The organism is Pseudomonas sp. MF06569 (genome assembly GCF_059862735.1).
Window position 1 is genome coordinate 214,606 of record NZ_JCBCUZ010000003.1, and the last position, 15,584, is coordinate 230,189.

Here is a 15,584-nt window from a genome sequence, read left to right on the forward strand (position 1 = left end):
GGGAGCACGTGAAACTGTGTGCGGTACGCAAAACTCGTAGCAGTTGCCGAAGACTGCGTCCGGCAGCGAAGCTGTCGTAAGGTCAGGTTCCCCGGTGTATCAGGCAAACCAGGGACCCTGGATTTACGATTGCTGCGCAACCGAACGTAGCCTGCGGCAACTGCTACAAAATCTCCTTGGGGTTGAGTTGAACCAGCACCTTGCGCGTCTGCTCGGGATGGTTCTCGATCAAGGCAATCGCCTGCGGCATTTCATCGAAGTGGATGCGGTGGCTGATCATTTCCTGAACCTGCAATTTGCCGCTGGCGATCAACTCGATCACCCGGGCGAACTTGCGGTTGTTCAGGCGCGAACCCACCAGAGTCAGTTCTTTCTTGATCATTTCCAACTGCACCAGATCGGTTGGCGTGGTGCTGAATCCCAGCAGCCCGATACGCCCCGCCGCTGAGGCAATGCGCACCATTTGCGGCATCAATGCGGGAATGCAAGCGGCGTCGACAATCAGCGGCACACCTTCGCCAGCGGTCAATTCGCGCATCGTCGCTTCGACGTCCACGTCCTTGCCGTTCAGGGTGCGGCTGGCCCCAAAGGCACGGGCGGTTTCAAGGCGTTCGTCAATCACATCGGTCACGGTGATGTCGGTCAGGCCCAGTGCCCGCGCCATTTGCACCAGGGTCAGGCCGATCACACCAGCGCCGTAAATCAGCAGGCTGTCACCCGGCTGCGGCTGCATACGATCGAGCACGTTAAGGGCGATGGAGTACGGCTCCACTAAAGCCGCATGGCTGAGTGACATGCCGTCCGGCAAGCGATGAACATTGCTCGCCGGCACGCAGACCTGCTCACTGAAACCGCCGTCACGGTGTACGCCGATCACTTGCAGCTTGGTACAGACGTTGGGGCGATTGATCCGGCAGGGGTAGCAGGTGCCGCAGCTGATCACTGGGTCGATGCACACGCGATCACCGACCTTGATCTGGGCCACATCCGCACCCACGTCGCTGACCACTCCGGAGAACTCATGGCCGGTTACCCGCGGGAAGCGCACAAAAGCGTTCTGGCCGTGGATGATATGCAGGTCAGAGCCGCAGATACCGGCATAGGCCACATCGACCTTGACCTCATTGCGCGCCAGTTGAGGGGCGTCGACCTGGGCCAGGCCGAACTCAAAGGGAGCTCTTACTTGAAACGCTTTCATCGGGTAACTCCTGCCAGGGCATGACGCCCCGTTTTTTATAGTTATTAAACAGTCGAGCAATAAGCTTTTAAGCGGTATTACCAGTGCCAGAGCGTGCCGTCTTCCAGACGATTGACCGGCAGGCTGGCGCGTTTGTAGGGGTATCTGGCAGCCAGTTCTTCGTTGATGTCGACGCCATGGCCCGGTGTTTCACCTGGCGTGAAATGACCGTCCTCAAAGCGATAGGCATGGGGGAAGACTTCATCGGTCAGCGGATCGTGAGGCATGTGCTCCTGGATGCCGAAATTGGGCACCCAGGTATCGAAATGCAGCGCCGCGCCCATGGTCACCGGCGACAGGTCGGTGGCGCCATGAAAGCCGGTACGCACCTGATACAGCGCGGCAAAATCAGCGATCCGCCGTACATGAGTGATGCCACCCGCGTGAACCAGGGTGGCGCGGATATAGTCGATCAACTGCTCCTGAATCAGCTCGCGGCAGTCGTGGATCGAGTTGAACACCTCGCCCACCGCCAGCGGTGTGGTGGTGTGCTGGCGGATCAGACGGAAGGCTTCCTGGTTCTCGGCCGGCGTACAGTCTTCGAGCCAGAACAGATTGAACGGCTCCACCGCCTTGCCCAAGCGCCCCGCTTCAATCGGCGTGAGGCGATGGTGGACGTCATGCAGGATGTGCAGGTCGTCACCAAAGCGCTCGCGCACGGCGGCAAACAGCTTGGGCACATGGTTGAGGTATTTGGCGGTGTCCCACACATGCTCTGCTGGCAGGTCGCTGTCGGCTGGTTCATAGCGTTCGCCGCTGCGCTTGGCTACGCCATAGGTGGTGGCAATGCCGGGTATACCGCATTGCACACGCACCGCCTTGTAGCCCAGTTCAACATGACGGGCGACTTCGTCCAGGCAACCTTCGATGTCCTTGCCGGTGGCATGCCCGTACACCATGACCCGCTCGCGGCTCTTGCCGCCAAGCAACTGGTACAGGGGCATATTGGCGGCCTTGGCCTTGATATCCCACAGCGCCACGTCGACAGCGGCAATCGCGGTCATGGTGACCGGGCCACGGCGCCAGTAGGCACCGCGATACAGGTATTGCCAGATATCTTCGATGCGTTGGGCATCCCGCCCGATCAGCGCAGGCAGCACGTGTTCTTCGAGGTAAGCAACGACTGCCATTTCGCGGCCATTGAGGGTGGCATCGCCGATGCCGTAGACCCCGGAATCGGTGACAATTTTCAGGGTGATCAGGTTGCGACCCGGGCAGGTAACAATCACGCGCGCTTCAACAATCTTCATGGGTTCAGGCCTCGGCGACAGAAGAAAAGACAGGCATGTGCAGGTTCGGCATGGCGCCTGCCGGGATCAGTGCGCCGGGGTGCTGCACCACCTCCGCCGCCAGCTGGTGCCCCCAGCGCGCGGCCAGTTGTGGCGTACCGCCTTGCAAGCGGCAGGCAAGGTAAGCCGCACTGAATGAGTCACCTGCCGCCGTGGTATCAACGATTCGCTGCACCTTTTCGGCGGGCACCTCGAAACGGCCGGCGGCGCACTGGATCAAGCACGCATCCGGACCACGCTTGAGTGCCACTTCGCCCACCCCAAACTGGGCATAAGCGCGAAACAAGGCCTCGTGATCGGCATAACCGAACAACGCGGCGTCATCTTCCCAGGTGATCAGGGCCAGATCGGTCAGGCGCAGCATATCGCTGTATGCCTGGCGCGCTGAAGGCGCATCGGACCATAAATGGGGGCGGTAATTGTTGTCGAAGACAATGCGCGTGCCGCTCTCGCGGGCCAGACGCAGGGCCAGCATCAGGCGTTCGCGGCCGCCGGGAGTAAGGATCGCCAGGCTGATGCCGCTCAGGTAGACATAGTCGTAATCGGCCAGAGCACGCAGAACGGCATCCGCCTCAGGCCCGTCGAAAACCCGCCGGGCGGCGGCTTCGCCACGCCAGTAGGCAAAACGGCGTTCACCCTGGTCATCGGTCTGAATGAAGTACAGGCCCGGCAGCGCATCCTTGATCACCCGCACATGCTGATCGCCGACACCTTCATCGCGCCACAACTGACGCATGGCCGTGCTGAAAGCGTCCGCGCCAATGGCGGTTACATAGTCGGCAACAATTCCGTTGCCGGCGCCCAGGCGGGACAAGTACACCGCCGCATTGAGCGTATCGCCACCGAAGGTCTGGCTGAACACGGCACCCGGCTGGCCGCGCATCTCGATCATGCACTCGCCCACCAGTGCCACCCGCAGGGGCTGGGTCAAATTGGCCTGTGGGCAATGCCCGAGGGTTACCGTCATCTCTGCGCGCCTTGTTTTTATGGGTCGCTTTGCGTCGACACAGGCACCTGAGAGTGACAGTGCGTCGAGCTGATTGTTATTTTTGGAACGGCGTTTCATTTTTTCGCTTGAGGCCGAGTTTAATCAAAATCCGAACACCGTCAAGAAAAATGAAACAGCGTTTCGATTCTCTACGGTATATCCTTGTTTTTTTAAATTGCGTTGGAGCCTTCATGGACAACAGCACCACCCAGAACAACGAACTCGTCTCTGCCGTCGGCCGGACCATGGCTGTGCTTGAAGCCCTGGCCGAACACCCGGAAGAGAGTGGCGTTTCCGAAATTGCACAGAAGCTGGACATGTCAAAGAGCACGGTCTATCGCTTTTTGCAGTCACTCAAGGCGCGTGGTTATGTGGTTCAGGATGCGGAAGACCGCTACCGCCTGAGCGTGCGGCTGTTCGAGCTGGGGGCCCAGGCCCTGCCCCATCTGGATATCGTGCGCGAAGCCGAACCTGGCATGCGCCGCATCAACGAGCTGACTGGCGAGACCGTGCACCTGGGCATCCTCGACGAAGGCAGCATCGTCTACGTGCACAAGATCGACTCCAAATACAACTTGCGCATGTACTCGCGCATCGGTCGCCGGGCGCCGTTGTACTGCACCGGCATCGGTAAGGTACTGCTGGCCTGGCTGGAAGAAGACGAACTGCTTGCGCTCCTGCGTGAGGAAAGCTTCGAGCGGCGCACCGCCAACACCCTCACCAGCATCGACGCCTACCTGCAGGAACTGGCGCTGGTTCGCGAGCAGGGTTATGGCGAAGACCATGAAGAATTCGAAGACAACATGCGTTGTCTCGCAGCCCCCATCCGCGACCGTTTCGGCCATGTGATTGGCGGCATGAGCGTGTCGTTCCCGTGCTTTCGCTTTCGCGAAGAACTGAAACAGGACTATGTGAAGCAACTGATGGTGGCTTCGCAGCAGGTTTCAAGTCAGTTGGGCTGGCATCCGTAAGGGTGAAGCAAGGGGCTGCTGCGCTGCGCAGGAAAGTGCAGCACTTGCCTCTAACGCGAATAAAACCCAACTGCAACAAGCTCCTTGAATGCGATAAACTGCCCGCCGTTTAAAAGTCGGCAAGGACTCTACCCGGCCTGCCTCTCGCACAAGGATCGTCATGTTAAAACCCTCATTCCCCCTCGTCCTTGCCGCCCTCCTGGTGGCCGGCTGCCAATCCAGCACCCGCGCGCCGGACAAACCGTCCACGCTCACCCCTGCCCAGGAAAAGGAGCAGGCCCTGCAACGCGGGGTTTATGAAAAGCTGATCAGCAAGGTGCTTGCCCGAGAGGCTGATCTGGCTAACGCCCAGGGCCGCAATGGCAGCTTCAACCTGGTAATGACCGTTGACGACAAGAACCGCATCATCGGTTGCGACACTCAACCCAACACGAAACTGGATAACCGGATCTACCCCTACAACCGAACACTGGCGACCGATCTGGTGTCAATCTGCTGGACCTCGGTGTTCCCCGAGCTGCCTTCATCACTGATCAGTACCAGGACCAGGACGGCTAAAGTCGTCGCTCCGGTCGCGGTTTATCCCCTCACCGGGCTTAGTGCCGAAGAACGCGAACATCGCGCGGCAGCGTTGCTGGACAAGGCGCAAAACGATTTTCTGTTCAAGCACTTGCTTGCCCCGCTGCCCATCGACAGCATCGGTGTCGCCACGCTCATGATGATGAGCGACAGCACAGGCAAGGTGCTGGAATGTGCGGCCAGTCTGGATCCCCATGCCCTGCGTCCCGCTGAGTTCAAGCAGGACGATACCTTGCTTGCCAGCCTGGTCCAGCGCTGCAAGCAAATGAACCTGAGCACCATGCCGGGCTTTGAACCCAACGCCAGAGGGATAGGCAGCGCATTCCACAGAATCGAGTACTCGCCCTGGAAAACCGGACTCAAGACCCCTGCGACGTCAGATTCCGAGTGATGCCATCGCGAGCAAAAGGGGCCGTGTGAAGCGCTGTGTTCTCACAGGCTTCTCACACTCACAAACCCGGAGGTCAGTCCGAACACCTCAACCCCCTGTGCAGTGGATTGGCCAATCGTGACCTCGCGCCGCACCACTGGCGCGTCCAGGTTTTCACGGTGCTCTACGAACATGGCATCACCGGCCTGTTCCACGGCTGCGTGGGGGATGATGAAACTGTTCTCGTTGCGGTATGTCACGATGGTCATGTGGACACTCATGCCCAACCGGACATTTTTGAAGTCGCCATCCTCGGGGGCATTTACGGTGATGGTGACCGGGAATCTGGCAGCACTACCAGCGTTGTCATCCTGAACGGCCAACTGACTGATGGCGCTGACGTAACCACTGAGTTGCCGCCCCGAAAAGCCATCGCCGGCTATAGCTACGTCCTGGTTCAGGACAAATTTGTTCACGTCCGACTCCGCCACTTGGGTAACAACCTTGAGACCTTTCAAGTTGCCCAGCTTGATGAGCTGCTGGCCTGTAGCCAAAAGAACGCCCCGGTGCAGCCCCCCCGCTTCGCCCGCTGTCGACTGCGGCGCCCCAAGGGACAACACAACACCCGAAAACGGAGCATGGAGCGTCTTTTGTTCCAGTAAGGCGCTTAGCTGTTGATGGGCGATGGATGCATTCTGGTACTCCATATCGGCAATGGTTCTGGCCTCACCCTTGCCGGCTGCCTGCACATGCTTGAGCTCGATTTTGGCAGCCGTCAGCTCAAGCGACTGCAGGTTATGTTGCTGCTTCAAGGCATCGCGCTCGTTACTCGGAACAATACCTTTTTGATACAGCTCCTCGACCTGAGAAAGCTCAACTTCAAGACTGCCCGCATACAGTTCGGCCACTCTGAGCGCTTGCCTGGCTCGCATCATCTGCTGCCCCGTCGCCCATGCCTCGTAGACTTCAAAGGCCTGCTGCATTTTCAGTTTGTTGGCCAGAGCATCCCTGACCTTGATTTCTAGCAGCGCCGTATCGAGCGACAGTAATGCCTGCCCCTGTTCGACCTGCATACCGGGCCGCAACTCATTGGCCAAGGCAAAACCTTCAAAAGGAGCAGTGATGATGGTTGTCTCAACCGGTTCGATTTTGCCGACCAGGCCGATTTCATGCTCCAGCTTCTGACTACTGACCGCCACCCAGGTAACGGGGCCGTCCGGGGTCGCCGGCAGGAGCAAAACCAGGGCCAAGGTCAGCAGCAGGCCCAAAGCTGCAAAATACTTCCAGCGCCCCGCCAGGGCATTGGACCGATCAAAAACTCTCAAGTGATATCTCCCAGCTCTCCAGCATCACGCCCAGCAGCACATCCAGCTGGGCTCTGGCATCCAGATATGAAATCTTCGCGCTCAAATTGGCATCTTCAGCCGCACGTAAGTCGGCTTCAAAACTGATGATTTGAAAGTTGCTGGATCGGCCAGCATTCAACTTGTCGTTCTCGATGGACAGCTTGCGCCTGGACAGGTCCATGACCCGCTGGGAAATTTCAAGCTGACGCCAAAGAGTGTTCAGGCCCCGAACGGAATCGGTGATCTGACGCTTCAAATCGATAAGCGCCTCCTCCTGATACAACTGCTGCTGCTCAACCAGAGTCTGGGCATTGACCTTGCCCTGGCGGATGCTGATATCTCCAATAGGAATCTCCAGCTTCAGACCGGTGTAACTGTCCCACGTCCGATTGGAGCCATTGATGCTGTGATTGTCCCGTTGCTGATTGACGCCTGCCACCAACGACACATCCCAACGCCCCCGGTCTTGCGCGACCAACAGGTTGATCGATGCCTGTTCGCTCTGTAACAGTGTCGCCAGGTATTGCGGCTGCCTGGCCTGCGCCACTTTCAGCGCAGTCGCCTGATCAATATCAAGCCGAGTCACTTGCAGGGTGTCACTGGCACGCACAGGCGTCTCCAGATCGAGTGCCAACAGCTTGAGCATCACTAATCGACTCGCCTCCAACTGATTTTTCGCCTCTTCTACCGCCAACTCCTGTGTCGCGATATCCGCCTCGATCTGGACAACGTCAAACTCCGCTACTCGACCCGCACCAATCAGCTGTTTGTTGATAGTGAGCAGCGAGACGGCCCGACCAAGCGCCTCCATAGCAAGCGTTACCTGAGTCTGGGATTTCATCAGCGTACGGTAGGCCGCGATGATGTCGTACAGGGTTTTGGAGACGCTCGCCTTCACATTCAACTGGTTGACTTGCTCGGTCAATTTGGCCAGGCGCAAGGGTGCCGTCGTGACTTCTTTACCTGCCCCCCTGAGCAACGGTTGAGTCAACGTCAGCCCCAGGCCATCACTGCTCATGTCACCCGAATTTTTCGTGGCATTGAGCTGCTGGTTCCAGCTCAGATCAATGTTGGTCCCATACTCACCCAGCAGGCTCACCTTGGGCGTAATGCCAGTAGAGCGACTGCTGTCGACGCTGCCCCTGGATAGACGGTGAGTACCACTGAGCTTGAGTTTTGGGTTGAACAGGTCATCTGCCACGAGCAAATCGAACTTCTCCCGCAAACGCTGGAGCTTGAGGCTGCGGATGCTGTAGTTGCGGCGCAGGCCCAACGAAACAGCTTCAGCCAGGGACAGATCGATGGAGTGCTGACTCAACAAGTCACTGCGCAACTCGCTCTGGTGCGGCACGCTGGCGTCGACTCGAGCCGGGGCGGCTGCCAGCTGTTTCGACAGGATCAAAACACAGCACGCAGCGCTTGTAACAACCGCTAATTTAATCATCACGGAGCGCCTCTACAGGCGTAAGGCGCGAAGCCGCAATTGCAGGTTTCAACCCAAAGAAAACGCCGACCAGTAACGTGCTTAAAACACCCAACGGGATGGACAGCATCGCCAACTCAAATGCCCACCCCGATATCACGGCATACAGCCAGGCCAGCGCTATACCCACGCCCGCACCCAACACAGCACCCAGCGTACTGAGCGCGAGCGCTTCGATTAGAAACAGATTGCGTATGTCCTGGCGGCGAGCGCCAATAGCCATCCGCAAACCGATTTCAACACGTCGCTCGGAAACGTTCATATACATAACATTCATAACCGCCACACCGCCGCCCACCAGAGCAATAGCACCGAGTGCTATCAACAGATAATGGAACGTTCTATTTTGGCGGTTCATACCCTCGATTATCTGTTGTGGAACCATTATTTGAACTGAACGAAATTCAAAAGCACGGGCCAATTGATCATGTAACCGCAGGGCAGCGATTTCAATATTGAGCGGGGGAGGAACACGGACAATCAGATCACGCAGCGCGGTCTGGCTTTCTACTCGGGAAATAGCATGCAACGGTATAAAGACCGAATCGTCGACAACAACAGGGCTGACAATCGAGTTCGTCTTCGATTTCAAAATACCCACAACCTTAAACAAGTAGTTATTGATATTAAGCCAATCACCTACCTGGATTCTAGAACCTACCTCGCTCAACGAGACGGCGACTTGATGACCGAGAACAACAACGTTTTCTTCACGATCAAACTCATGCAGGAATCGCCCCTTAAGTAACGATAGCGTGATCACATCAAATAAAGAAGACTCGGTACCGACAAGGCGGGCATTGACTGAACGATTATTAACTACCAGGCTGATGGAGGCGAATACTGTTGGTGTTATCTGCAGCCCAGGGAGATCCAACCCCTCGATTTTCGCAGCATCTATGGAGAGCAACGACACCTGCGCATCCTCTTTATCCGGCAACTGTGCGACTAACGTATCGGTCCCCATACCCTGAAATATAGAGGCCGCATCGAGCCCCGCGTTGTGCCCGATATTGATGATCGCAACAATGGAGGCGCTGCCTATTACGATACCCAGAAGCGCCAAGGCCGAACGTCTGGACAATGTGCGAAAACTGTCAAGTGCATCTTCAATAGCCTGATTCAATGGGAGCATTATTAACGTACTCAAAGGACGGATGCTCCCATCTCCTCAACCCTGCCACCACGCACCCTAATTTTTTTTTGCATCAAATGCGCAACTTGATTGTCGTGGGTCACAATCAACAACGTGACGCGTTGTTCTTTTTGTATCGACAACAATAACTCAAGTATTTCACGGGCAGTTTCACTGTCCAGGCTACCCGTCGGTTCATCGGCAAGAATCAAGGAGGGTTGGCCTATGAGCGCTCGTGCAATCGCCACTCGTTGCTTTTGCCCCCCTGACAAATCGGCAGGTTTGAAGCGGGCACGATCCGCCATTCCAACCCTGCCTAACATCTGCATGGCTTGTTCTAGAGCGCGCGCACGATCAACCCCCCTATAGCGGAGCGGTAAGGCCACATTCTCCAGAACACTCAAGCGGGCAATTAAATTATAATTTTGAAAAACAAATCCTATTTCTGACTTTCTAAGCATTGCCAACTCATCACTCTGAGCATTTGTAACTGAATGCCCCAGCAGTAGATAGTCGCCCTCATCAGGAAAATCCAGCAAACCGATAATACTCAGAAGCGTACTTTTACCTGAGCCAGACGGCCCAACAATAGCGCATGTTTCTCCCACACCCACCTGAAAATCGACATGTTTGATAACCTGAAGGGTCTTTGCGTCATGACGGTAACTTTTACTGATACCTTTCATAGAAATACATATCAAATTATCCATGACAACCCTTAACCCTTTAAAAACAGTGACTCATTGTTAGCCCAGGAGAGGGAGAGCACGCGAACACGACAACTGCATGACAGGAGAACGCAATCACTACGATTCAAACATCAAGCCATTTCTTTAGATACACATAACAACAGCGAGGAATTTTACTTTTCAAACCGCGCGCACCTGCTTGTGACGTCACACCGACAAGAGCGCGCGGCCACTACACTATCCGCAGACAGCCATCAACACTGCCCGCACAGACATAAATAACTTACAGAGCAAGTACTGTAGAAGCCTTACACTTCGGATCTTTCCCAGACTTATCAAAAACAAACTCAATACCCACACTAATCGGATAGCCTGGAACCTGAGGCAACCACCGGCTCAAAGACACCTCACGCCAATAGTCGTCCTGCTTCAAGTTATCCGCCGAGTAAACAGTCATAGCCGTGGAAGTACTCGAATGGCTCATGCCCATATTAAGATTGGCTTTATTACCACCGCTCTGATTCTTAAACTTGAAAATTTTGTACTTTTGTATATGCGCCGAAACGGTACGCGTTTTCGGGTCTATAGTATAGACACCCATCGCACGCCCACCAAAATCACCACCGTTACAACCAATCACAAACTCTTTGGTTATCAAATTAGAGTTAGCACTCGCAGAAACACTTACAAACATAGCGCTGCTCGCAAGCGTACAAGCAACCAAGGCCAACCTAAAAGATCGATCAATCATCATGCGCACCTTAATTTATAGTTGTAATTAACTTAGTTCATAGACTGAAACTAAGAACGTCAATTTGATCATCTCACCGCATGGATATATGCAAGTAAAATCTGACCGATATGTAGGGCAAAAAACCACGGCAAGTCCACGGAGAAAGCGGGCGCAGCCCCCAGGATCGGAAGACCCGCTATTTCACCGTGGTGGTTTGCTCGCCAAATGACAGCTCGACTATCGTCGAGGCTTCAGCGGGTCTTTTCGGCGCAGCCTATACCGGAACAAACGCTGGCAGCGTTGCAGGCACTCCTGAACAACCTGGGCTTTGAACGACTTGGGAGATGAGCTTCGTTGGCGCATTTAAGGGCTATCGCGTCCGCTTAAAATGGACTGCCCCGTTTCGTATTGCGCAGGGTGAGCCGCTATCGCCCAGGCGATACGCTCCAGCTTATTGGCCAAGGCTCACGCCACTACATTGGAGGGATTAGCCGTTTTGGTGCGCTCGTGCACCAGCGTCTCGCGCCTACGGTGCAGCACGGAGAGGGTTTGCCGGGATTCGGTTTGGGGCGCAACCAAAAGCATCGAGGAACGCGAGGCCTCCATCACCACGACGCAGCGCGGCATTCATCTGACCCCGCTGATGGGCGTCAATGCCCTGCGCTGGTCGCTGGTGATCTGTTCCGGCGGTTACTTGCTGGCGAGCGGGTTGTTGTTCAGTGTGTTGCGCCCTTACGGGATTGCAGCCGGGCTGGCCAGTGCGCTGCCGATGTTACCGGCGGGCAAGCTGCGGACTGCGTGATCCCGGCTTCACAAGGTTTCACACCGGCATAAAAAAACCCCGCTCTTCTTGCGAAGGCGGGGTTTTTTCGGGTCTGGCTAAATCAATGCGCGTAAGTCAGCAGCAACTCGGCGGGCGCTTTGAAATCCAGGGACATCATGACGCTCAGTGCGGTAATGGTGAAGATCGAGAACACGAACAGCTTGCGTGCCCAGACCTTGTCGTCGACAGCCTTGTAGCCCGTCCACGCCATGTACAGCCAGTACATGCCCATCGCAGCAGCCACGGCCATGTAGCTCATGCCGGCGTATCCGCCGAGGGTGAGCATCAGGGTCGCGATCAGGAACGCGAGGATGTAGAGCAGGATGTGCTTCTTGGCAACTTTGATCCCGCGCTTCACTGGCAACACCGGAATCGATGCAGCCAGGTAATCGTTGAAGCGGAAGATCGCAATGGCGTAGGAATGCGGCATCTGCCACAGGCTGAACATCACCAGCAGGGTCAGTGCGGCCATGTCGAAGCTGTTGCTCACTGCGACGTAGCCGATAACCGGTGGCATCGCACCCGACAGACTGCCAATCAGCGTGCCGTGAACCGACTTGCGCTTGAAGTACAGGCTGTACAGACCGACGTAGATCACAAAGCCGATCGCTGCGAACAGAGCCGCCAGCGGGTTGGCTACGCGATACAGCAGGGCAAGGCCGGCGACCCCCAGCAAGGTGGCGTAAACCAGTGCCACCTTGAGGGAGATCAGACCCTGGACCAGTACGCGGTTCTTGGTGCGGTCCATCTTGATGTCAATGTCGCGGTCGATGCAGTTGTTGAACACACAACCGGACGCTACCACCAGGGAGGTGCCGATTACCGCGGCCAGGAAGAGGGCAAGATCGAAATGCCCCTTCGAGGCCAGGAAAAACCCGCCTGCCACAGAAAGCACGTTACCGAAAATGATCCCCGGTTTGGTGATTTGGATAAAGTGCTTAAAGGACATCGGGTCTTACCTCACTTCGCCATCATTTCAGTGTGGATGCTGAACATGATCCACAGGGACAAGCCCACCAGCAGCACAATAACCAGGGCCGCGAATACCAGCGCCGTGACGTTGTTGCGTTGAGCAGGCGAGCGGTCCAGGTGCAGGAAGTACACCAGGTGAACAACTACTTGCACCACGGCGAACAACAGTACGATCGCCAGCGTGGTGAATTTTGGCAGCGATGGATACATCACCAGCCCAAACGGAATAACGGTCAGGATCACCGACAGGATGAAGCCGATTGCATAGGACTTCACGCTGCCATGATTGGCGCCGTCGGAATGTGCGTTAGCCATTACAAAGTCCCCATCAGGTAAACAACGGTGAATACGCAGATCCAGACCACGTCCAGGAAGTGCCAGAACAGGCTCAGGCAGCTCAGACGGGTCTTGTTGGTCGAAGTCAGGCCATTTTTCTGCACCTGATACATCATGATCGCCATCCAGATCAGACCGCTGGTCACGTGCAGACCGTGGGTACCTACCAGGGTGAAGAACCCGGACAGGAAGCCCGAACGGCTAGGGCCGTAGCCTTCGGAGATCAACAGGTGGAACTCGTTGATTTCCATGGCGATGAAGCCTGCACCGAGCAGGAAGGTCATGCCCAGCCAGAACAGCACTTGCTGCTTCTTGCCCTTGAACAACGCCAGCATGGCGAAGCCGTAGGTGATCGAGCTGAACAGCAACAGGGCGGTTTCACCCAGTACGTATGGCAGCTCGAAGATGTCGTGGCCCGACGGGCCACCCGCTACGTTGTTAACCAGAACTGCATATACCGCGAAGATCGACGCGAACAAAATGCAGTCGGTCATCAGGTAGAGCCAGAAACCAAATATGGTTGTCTCGCCCGCGTCGTGGTGTTCCTCGTGCTCATGGTCGTGACCATGAGCGTGTCCAGCAGTGGTCGCTAAGTTCGACATGGTTTAAGCCTGTTCCAACTTGGTTTCAACACGGGAAGCCGGGATTGCTTTGGCGGCTACCAGACGCTTGTGCTGCTCAGCCTCGATACGCTCGATGGTCTCAACCGGCACCATGTAGCCTTGGTCATCACGGGCAGCGTGGGCAACGAAGACCACGACAGTGCCGACCAGGCCAACGATAGCCAACCACCAGATGTGCCAGATCATTGCGAAACCGAACACGGTCAGCAAAGCACCCATGTACACACCGGTTGCGGTGTTGTTAGGCATGTGGATCGGCGAGTACTTGGCCGGGGCCTTGTACGCAGTACCGTTTTCCTTGGCTTCGGTGAACGCGTCGATAGTGTCGACTCGTGGCACTACAGCGAAGTTGTAGAACGGAGGTGGCGACGAAGTCGACCATTCCAGGGTGTGGCCATTCCACGGATCGCCGTGCTCGCAGGCGTTCTCTGGCAGCTTGCGGTCACGCACGCTGACGTACAGCTGGATCAGCTGGCAGGCAATACCGATAGCGATCAGTGCTGCGCCGAACAGAGCAACGTACAGGTAAGGCACCCACTCAGGGTTGGTGCTGGCGTTCAGACGACGGGTCATGCCCATGAAGCCCAGCGCGTAGAGCGGCATGAAGGCTACGAAGAAGCCGACGCACCAGAACCAGAACGCTGCCTTGCCCCACTTCTCGTTCAGTTTGAAGCCGAACGCTTTAGGGAAGTAGAAGCTGAAGCCTGCGATGTAACCGAATACCGCGCCGCCGATGATCACGTTATGGAAGTGAGCAATTACGAACAGGCTGTTGTGCAGTACGAAGTCAGCACCCGGGATGGCCAGCAGTACGCCGGTCATGCCGCCGATAGCGAAGGTCACCATAAAGCCCAGGGTCCACAGAACCTGGCTGGTGAAGCGCAGACGGCCCTGGTAGATGGTGAACAGCCAGTTGAATAGCTTGACCCCTGTCGGGATCGAAATCAGCATCGTCGCCAGACCGAAGAAGGCGTTGACGCTTGCACCCGAACCCATGGTGAAGAAGTGGTGCAGCCAAACCATGAAGCCCAGTACCGAGATCGCGCCGGAGGCGTAGACCATCGAGTGGTGACCGAACAGACGCTTGCCGGTGAACGTGGAGATCACTTCGGAGAAGATACCGAACGCCGGCAGAATGAGGATGTATACCTCAGGGTGACCCCACGCCCAGAACAGGTTGACGTACATCATTGGATTGCCACCAAGTTCATTGGTGAAAATGTGGAAATCCATGTAGCGGTCAAGCGTCAGCAGCGCCAGGGTAGCGGTCAGGATCGGGAACGAAGCCACGATCAGAACGTTTGCCCAGGTGCAGGTCCAGGTGAAGATCGGCATGTCCATCAGCTTCATGCCAGGAGCGCGCATTTTCAGTACGGTCGCCAGGAAGTTAACCCCGGTTAACGTCGTACCTAGCCCCGACAGCTGGAGTGCCCAGATGTAGTAGTCCATCCCCACGCCAGGGCTGTACTGCAAGCCCGACAGCGGCGGATAAGCAACCCAGCCGGTCTTGGCGAATTCGCCGACGCCCAGGGACAGGTTGACCAGCACAACGCCGGACACCAGCAGCCAGAAGCTCAGGGAGTTCAGGAACGGGTAGGCCACGTCACGGGCGCCGATCTGCAGCGGCACTGCAAGGTTCATCAGGCCGGTGAAGAATGGCATCGCCATGAAGATGATCATGATCACACCGTGAGCGGTGAAGATCTGGTCATAGTGCTCAGGTGGCAGGTAGCCAGGCGAACCCTCGGTGGCCATGGCCAGCTGGGTACGCATCATGACGGCGTCGGCGAAGCCGCGCAGCAGCATGATCATGGCAACGATGATGTACATCACGCCGATTTTCTTGTGGTCGACTGACGTTAGCCATTCGGTCCACAGGTAAGTCCACTTCTTGAAGTAGGTGATTGCCGCAAACAGCGCCAGACCACCGAGCGCGATCATGGCAATGGTGACCATGACAATCGGCTCGTGGAACGGGACCGCTTCCCAACTTAATTTACCAAACATCGT

The 15,584-nt window shown here is 56.4% G+C and carries 15 protein-coding genes and 1 pseudogene; 3 read left to right on the top strand and 13 right to left on the bottom strand.

Annotation, left to right across the window (positions count from 1 at the left end):
* Positions 1–163 precede the first annotated feature (163 nt).
* From AC19YQ_RS05045 to AC19YQ_RS05055, 3 genes are all read right to left on the bottom strand, one after another.
* Positions 164–1,198, bottom strand: a complete 1,035-nt coding sequence (locus AC19YQ_RS05045; RefSeq protein WP_133079523.1) for a Zn-dependent oxidoreductase — start codon at positions 1,196–1,198, stop codon at positions 164–166.
* A 77-nt stretch (positions 1,199–1,275) separates the two neighbouring features.
* On the bottom strand, positions 1,276–2,487 hold the full coding sequence (gene manD / locus AC19YQ_RS05050) for a D-mannonate dehydratase ManD (RefSeq protein WP_133079522.1): 1,212 nt from the start codon (positions 2,485–2,487) through the stop codon (positions 1,276–1,278).
* 4 nt (positions 2,488–2,491) lie between these two features.
* A complete protein-coding gene (locus AC19YQ_RS05055) occupies positions 2,492–3,493 on the bottom strand; it encodes a sugar kinase (protein WP_500594707.1) in 1,002 nt (333 codons plus the stop codon).
* 212 nt (positions 3,494–3,705) lie between these two features.
* On the opposite strand from AC19YQ_RS05055, the gene kdgR reads away from it, so the two are divergent.
* On the top strand, positions 3,706–4,485 hold the full coding sequence (gene kdgR, locus AC19YQ_RS05060; protein WP_019823736.1) for a DNA-binding transcriptional regulator KdgR: 780 nt from the start codon (positions 3,706–3,708) through the stop codon (positions 4,483–4,485).
* A 160-nt stretch (positions 4,486–4,645) separates the two neighbouring features.
* A complete protein-coding gene (locus AC19YQ_RS05065; protein ID WP_500594708.1) occupies positions 4,646–5,455 on the top strand; it encodes a hypothetical protein in 810 nt (269 codons plus the stop codon).
* A gap of 41 nt (positions 5,456–5,496) precedes the next feature.
* Here the strand turns inward: AC19YQ_RS05065 and AC19YQ_RS05070 are convergent, their stop codons facing one another.
* From AC19YQ_RS05070 to AC19YQ_RS05095, 6 genes and pseudogenes are all read right to left on the bottom strand, one after another.
* Positions 5,497–6,759 (bottom strand): efflux RND transporter periplasmic adaptor subunit, encoded by a 1,263-nt coding sequence (locus AC19YQ_RS05070; protein ID WP_500594709.1) that lies wholly within the window; start codon positions 6,757–6,759, stop codon positions 5,497–5,499.
* Positions 6,746–8,224 (bottom strand): TolC family protein, encoded by a 1,479-nt coding sequence (locus AC19YQ_RS05075; protein WP_500594710.1) that lies wholly within the window; start codon positions 8,222–8,224, stop codon positions 6,746–6,748. The genes AC19YQ_RS05070 and AC19YQ_RS05075 overlap by 14 nt, the downstream gene beginning before the upstream one ends.
* Positions 8,217–9,413 carry an ABC transporter permease gene (locus AC19YQ_RS05080; protein WP_500594711.1) on the bottom strand — a complete coding sequence of 399 codons (1,197 nt, stop codon included), beginning with the start codon at positions 9,411–9,413 and terminating at the stop codon, positions 8,217–8,219. Before AC19YQ_RS05080 ends, AC19YQ_RS05075 begins: the two co-directional genes overlap by 8 nt.
* The gene (locus tag AC19YQ_RS05085) at positions 9,410–10,108 is read right to left on the bottom strand and encodes an ABC transporter ATP-binding protein (RefSeq protein WP_500594712.1); all 699 of its coding nucleotides are present in this window, start codon (positions 10,106–10,108) and stop codon (positions 9,410–9,412) included. The genes AC19YQ_RS05080 and AC19YQ_RS05085 overlap by 4 nt, the downstream gene beginning before the upstream one ends.
* Positions 10,109–10,370: 262 nt before the next feature.
* The gene (locus tag AC19YQ_RS05090) at positions 10,371–10,838 is read right to left on the bottom strand and encodes a phage tail-collar fiber domain-containing protein (RefSeq protein ID WP_500594713.1); all 468 of its coding nucleotides are present in this window, start codon (positions 10,836–10,838) and stop codon (positions 10,371–10,373) included.
* Positions 10,839–11,306: 468 nt separating this feature from the next.
* Positions 11,307–11,420 (bottom strand): annotated as a pseudogene (locus AC19YQ_RS05095) (IS110 family transposase); the annotation flags it as partial.
* A 43-nt stretch (positions 11,421–11,463) separates the two neighbouring features.
* On the opposite strand from AC19YQ_RS05095, the gene AC19YQ_RS05100 reads away from it, so the two are divergent.
* Positions 11,464–11,622: a hypothetical protein gene (locus tag AC19YQ_RS05100; protein ID WP_500594714.1), complete on the top strand. Its 159-nt coding sequence runs from the start codon at positions 11,464–11,466 to the stop codon at positions 11,620–11,622.
* A gap of 82 nt (positions 11,623–11,704) precedes the next feature.
* Here the strand turns inward: AC19YQ_RS05100 and cyoE are convergent, their stop codons facing one another.
* From cyoE to cyoB, 4 genes are read right to left on the bottom strand one after another with little or no spacing between them, the layout of a single operon-like run.
* A complete protein-coding gene (gene cyoE, locus AC19YQ_RS05105; RefSeq protein WP_133078939.1) occupies positions 11,705–12,592 on the bottom strand; it encodes a heme o synthase in 888 nt (295 codons plus the stop codon).
* 11 nt (positions 12,593–12,603) lie between these two features.
* Positions 12,604–12,930, bottom strand: a complete 327-nt coding sequence (gene cyoD / locus AC19YQ_RS05110) for a cytochrome o ubiquinol oxidase subunit IV (RefSeq protein ID WP_016779556.1) — start codon at positions 12,928–12,930, stop codon at positions 12,604–12,606.
* Positions 12,930–13,553 carry a cytochrome o ubiquinol oxidase subunit III gene (locus tag AC19YQ_RS05115; protein ID WP_037031938.1) on the bottom strand — a complete coding sequence of 208 codons (624 nt, stop codon included), beginning with the start codon at positions 13,551–13,553 and terminating at the stop codon, positions 12,930–12,932. The genes cyoD and AC19YQ_RS05115 overlap by 1 nt, the downstream gene beginning before the upstream one ends.
* 3 nt (positions 13,554–13,556) lie before the next feature.
* Entirely contained in the window at positions 13,557–15,581 is a 2,025-nt protein-coding gene (cyoB, locus tag AC19YQ_RS05120) for a cytochrome o ubiquinol oxidase subunit I (RefSeq protein ID WP_019823753.1), read from the bottom strand.
* Positions 15,582–15,584: the final 3 nt, after the last annotated feature.

Bases quoted from the DNA above. Each gene is read 5' to 3' on its own strand.
- cyoB (WP_019823753.1), bottom strand. From the start codon at position 15,581: ATGTTTGGTAAATTAAGTTGGGAAGCGGTCCCGTTCCACGAGCCGATT.
- kdgR (WP_019823736.1), top strand. From the start codon at position 3,706: ATGGACAACAGCACCACCCAGAACAACGAACTCGTCTCTGCCGTCGGC.
- AC19YQ_RS05090 (WP_500594713.1), bottom strand. From the start codon at position 10,838: ATGATTGATCGATCTTTTAGGTTGGCCTTGGTTGCTTGTACGCTTGCG.
- AC19YQ_RS05045 (WP_133079523.1), bottom strand. From the start codon at position 1,198: ATGAAAGCGTTTCAAGTAAGAGCTCCCTTTGAGTTCGGCCTGGCCCAG.
- cyoE (WP_133078939.1), bottom strand. From the start codon at position 12,592: ATGTCCTTTAAGCACTTTATCCAAATCACCAAACCGGGGATCATTTTC.
- AC19YQ_RS05055 (WP_500594707.1), bottom strand. From the start codon at position 3,493: ATGACGGTAACCCTCGGGCATTGCCCACAGGCCAATTTGACCCAGCCC.
- AC19YQ_RS05100 (WP_500594714.1), top strand. From the start codon at position 11,464: ATGGGCGTCAATGCCCTGCGCTGGTCGCTGGTGATCTGTTCCGGCGGT.
- manD (WP_133079522.1), bottom strand. From the start codon at position 2,487: ATGAAGATTGTTGAAGCGCGCGTGATTGTTACCTGCCCGGGTCGCAAC.
- AC19YQ_RS05075 (WP_500594710.1), bottom strand. From the start codon at position 8,224: ATGATTAAATTAGCGGTTGTTACAAGCGCTGCGTGCTGTGTTTTGATC.
- AC19YQ_RS05085 (WP_500594712.1), bottom strand. From the start codon at position 10,108: ATGGATAATTTGATATGTATTTCTATGAAAGGTATCAGTAAAAGTTAC.
- AC19YQ_RS05115 (WP_037031938.1), bottom strand. From the start codon at position 13,553: ATGTCGAACTTAGCGACCACTGCTGGACACGCTCATGGTCACGACCAT.
- cyoD (WP_016779556.1), bottom strand. From the start codon at position 12,930: ATGGCTAACGCACATTCCGACGGCGCCAATCATGGCAGCGTGAAGTCC.
- AC19YQ_RS05065 (WP_500594708.1), top strand. From the start codon at position 4,646: ATGTTAAAACCCTCATTCCCCCTCGTCCTTGCCGCCCTCCTGGTGGCC.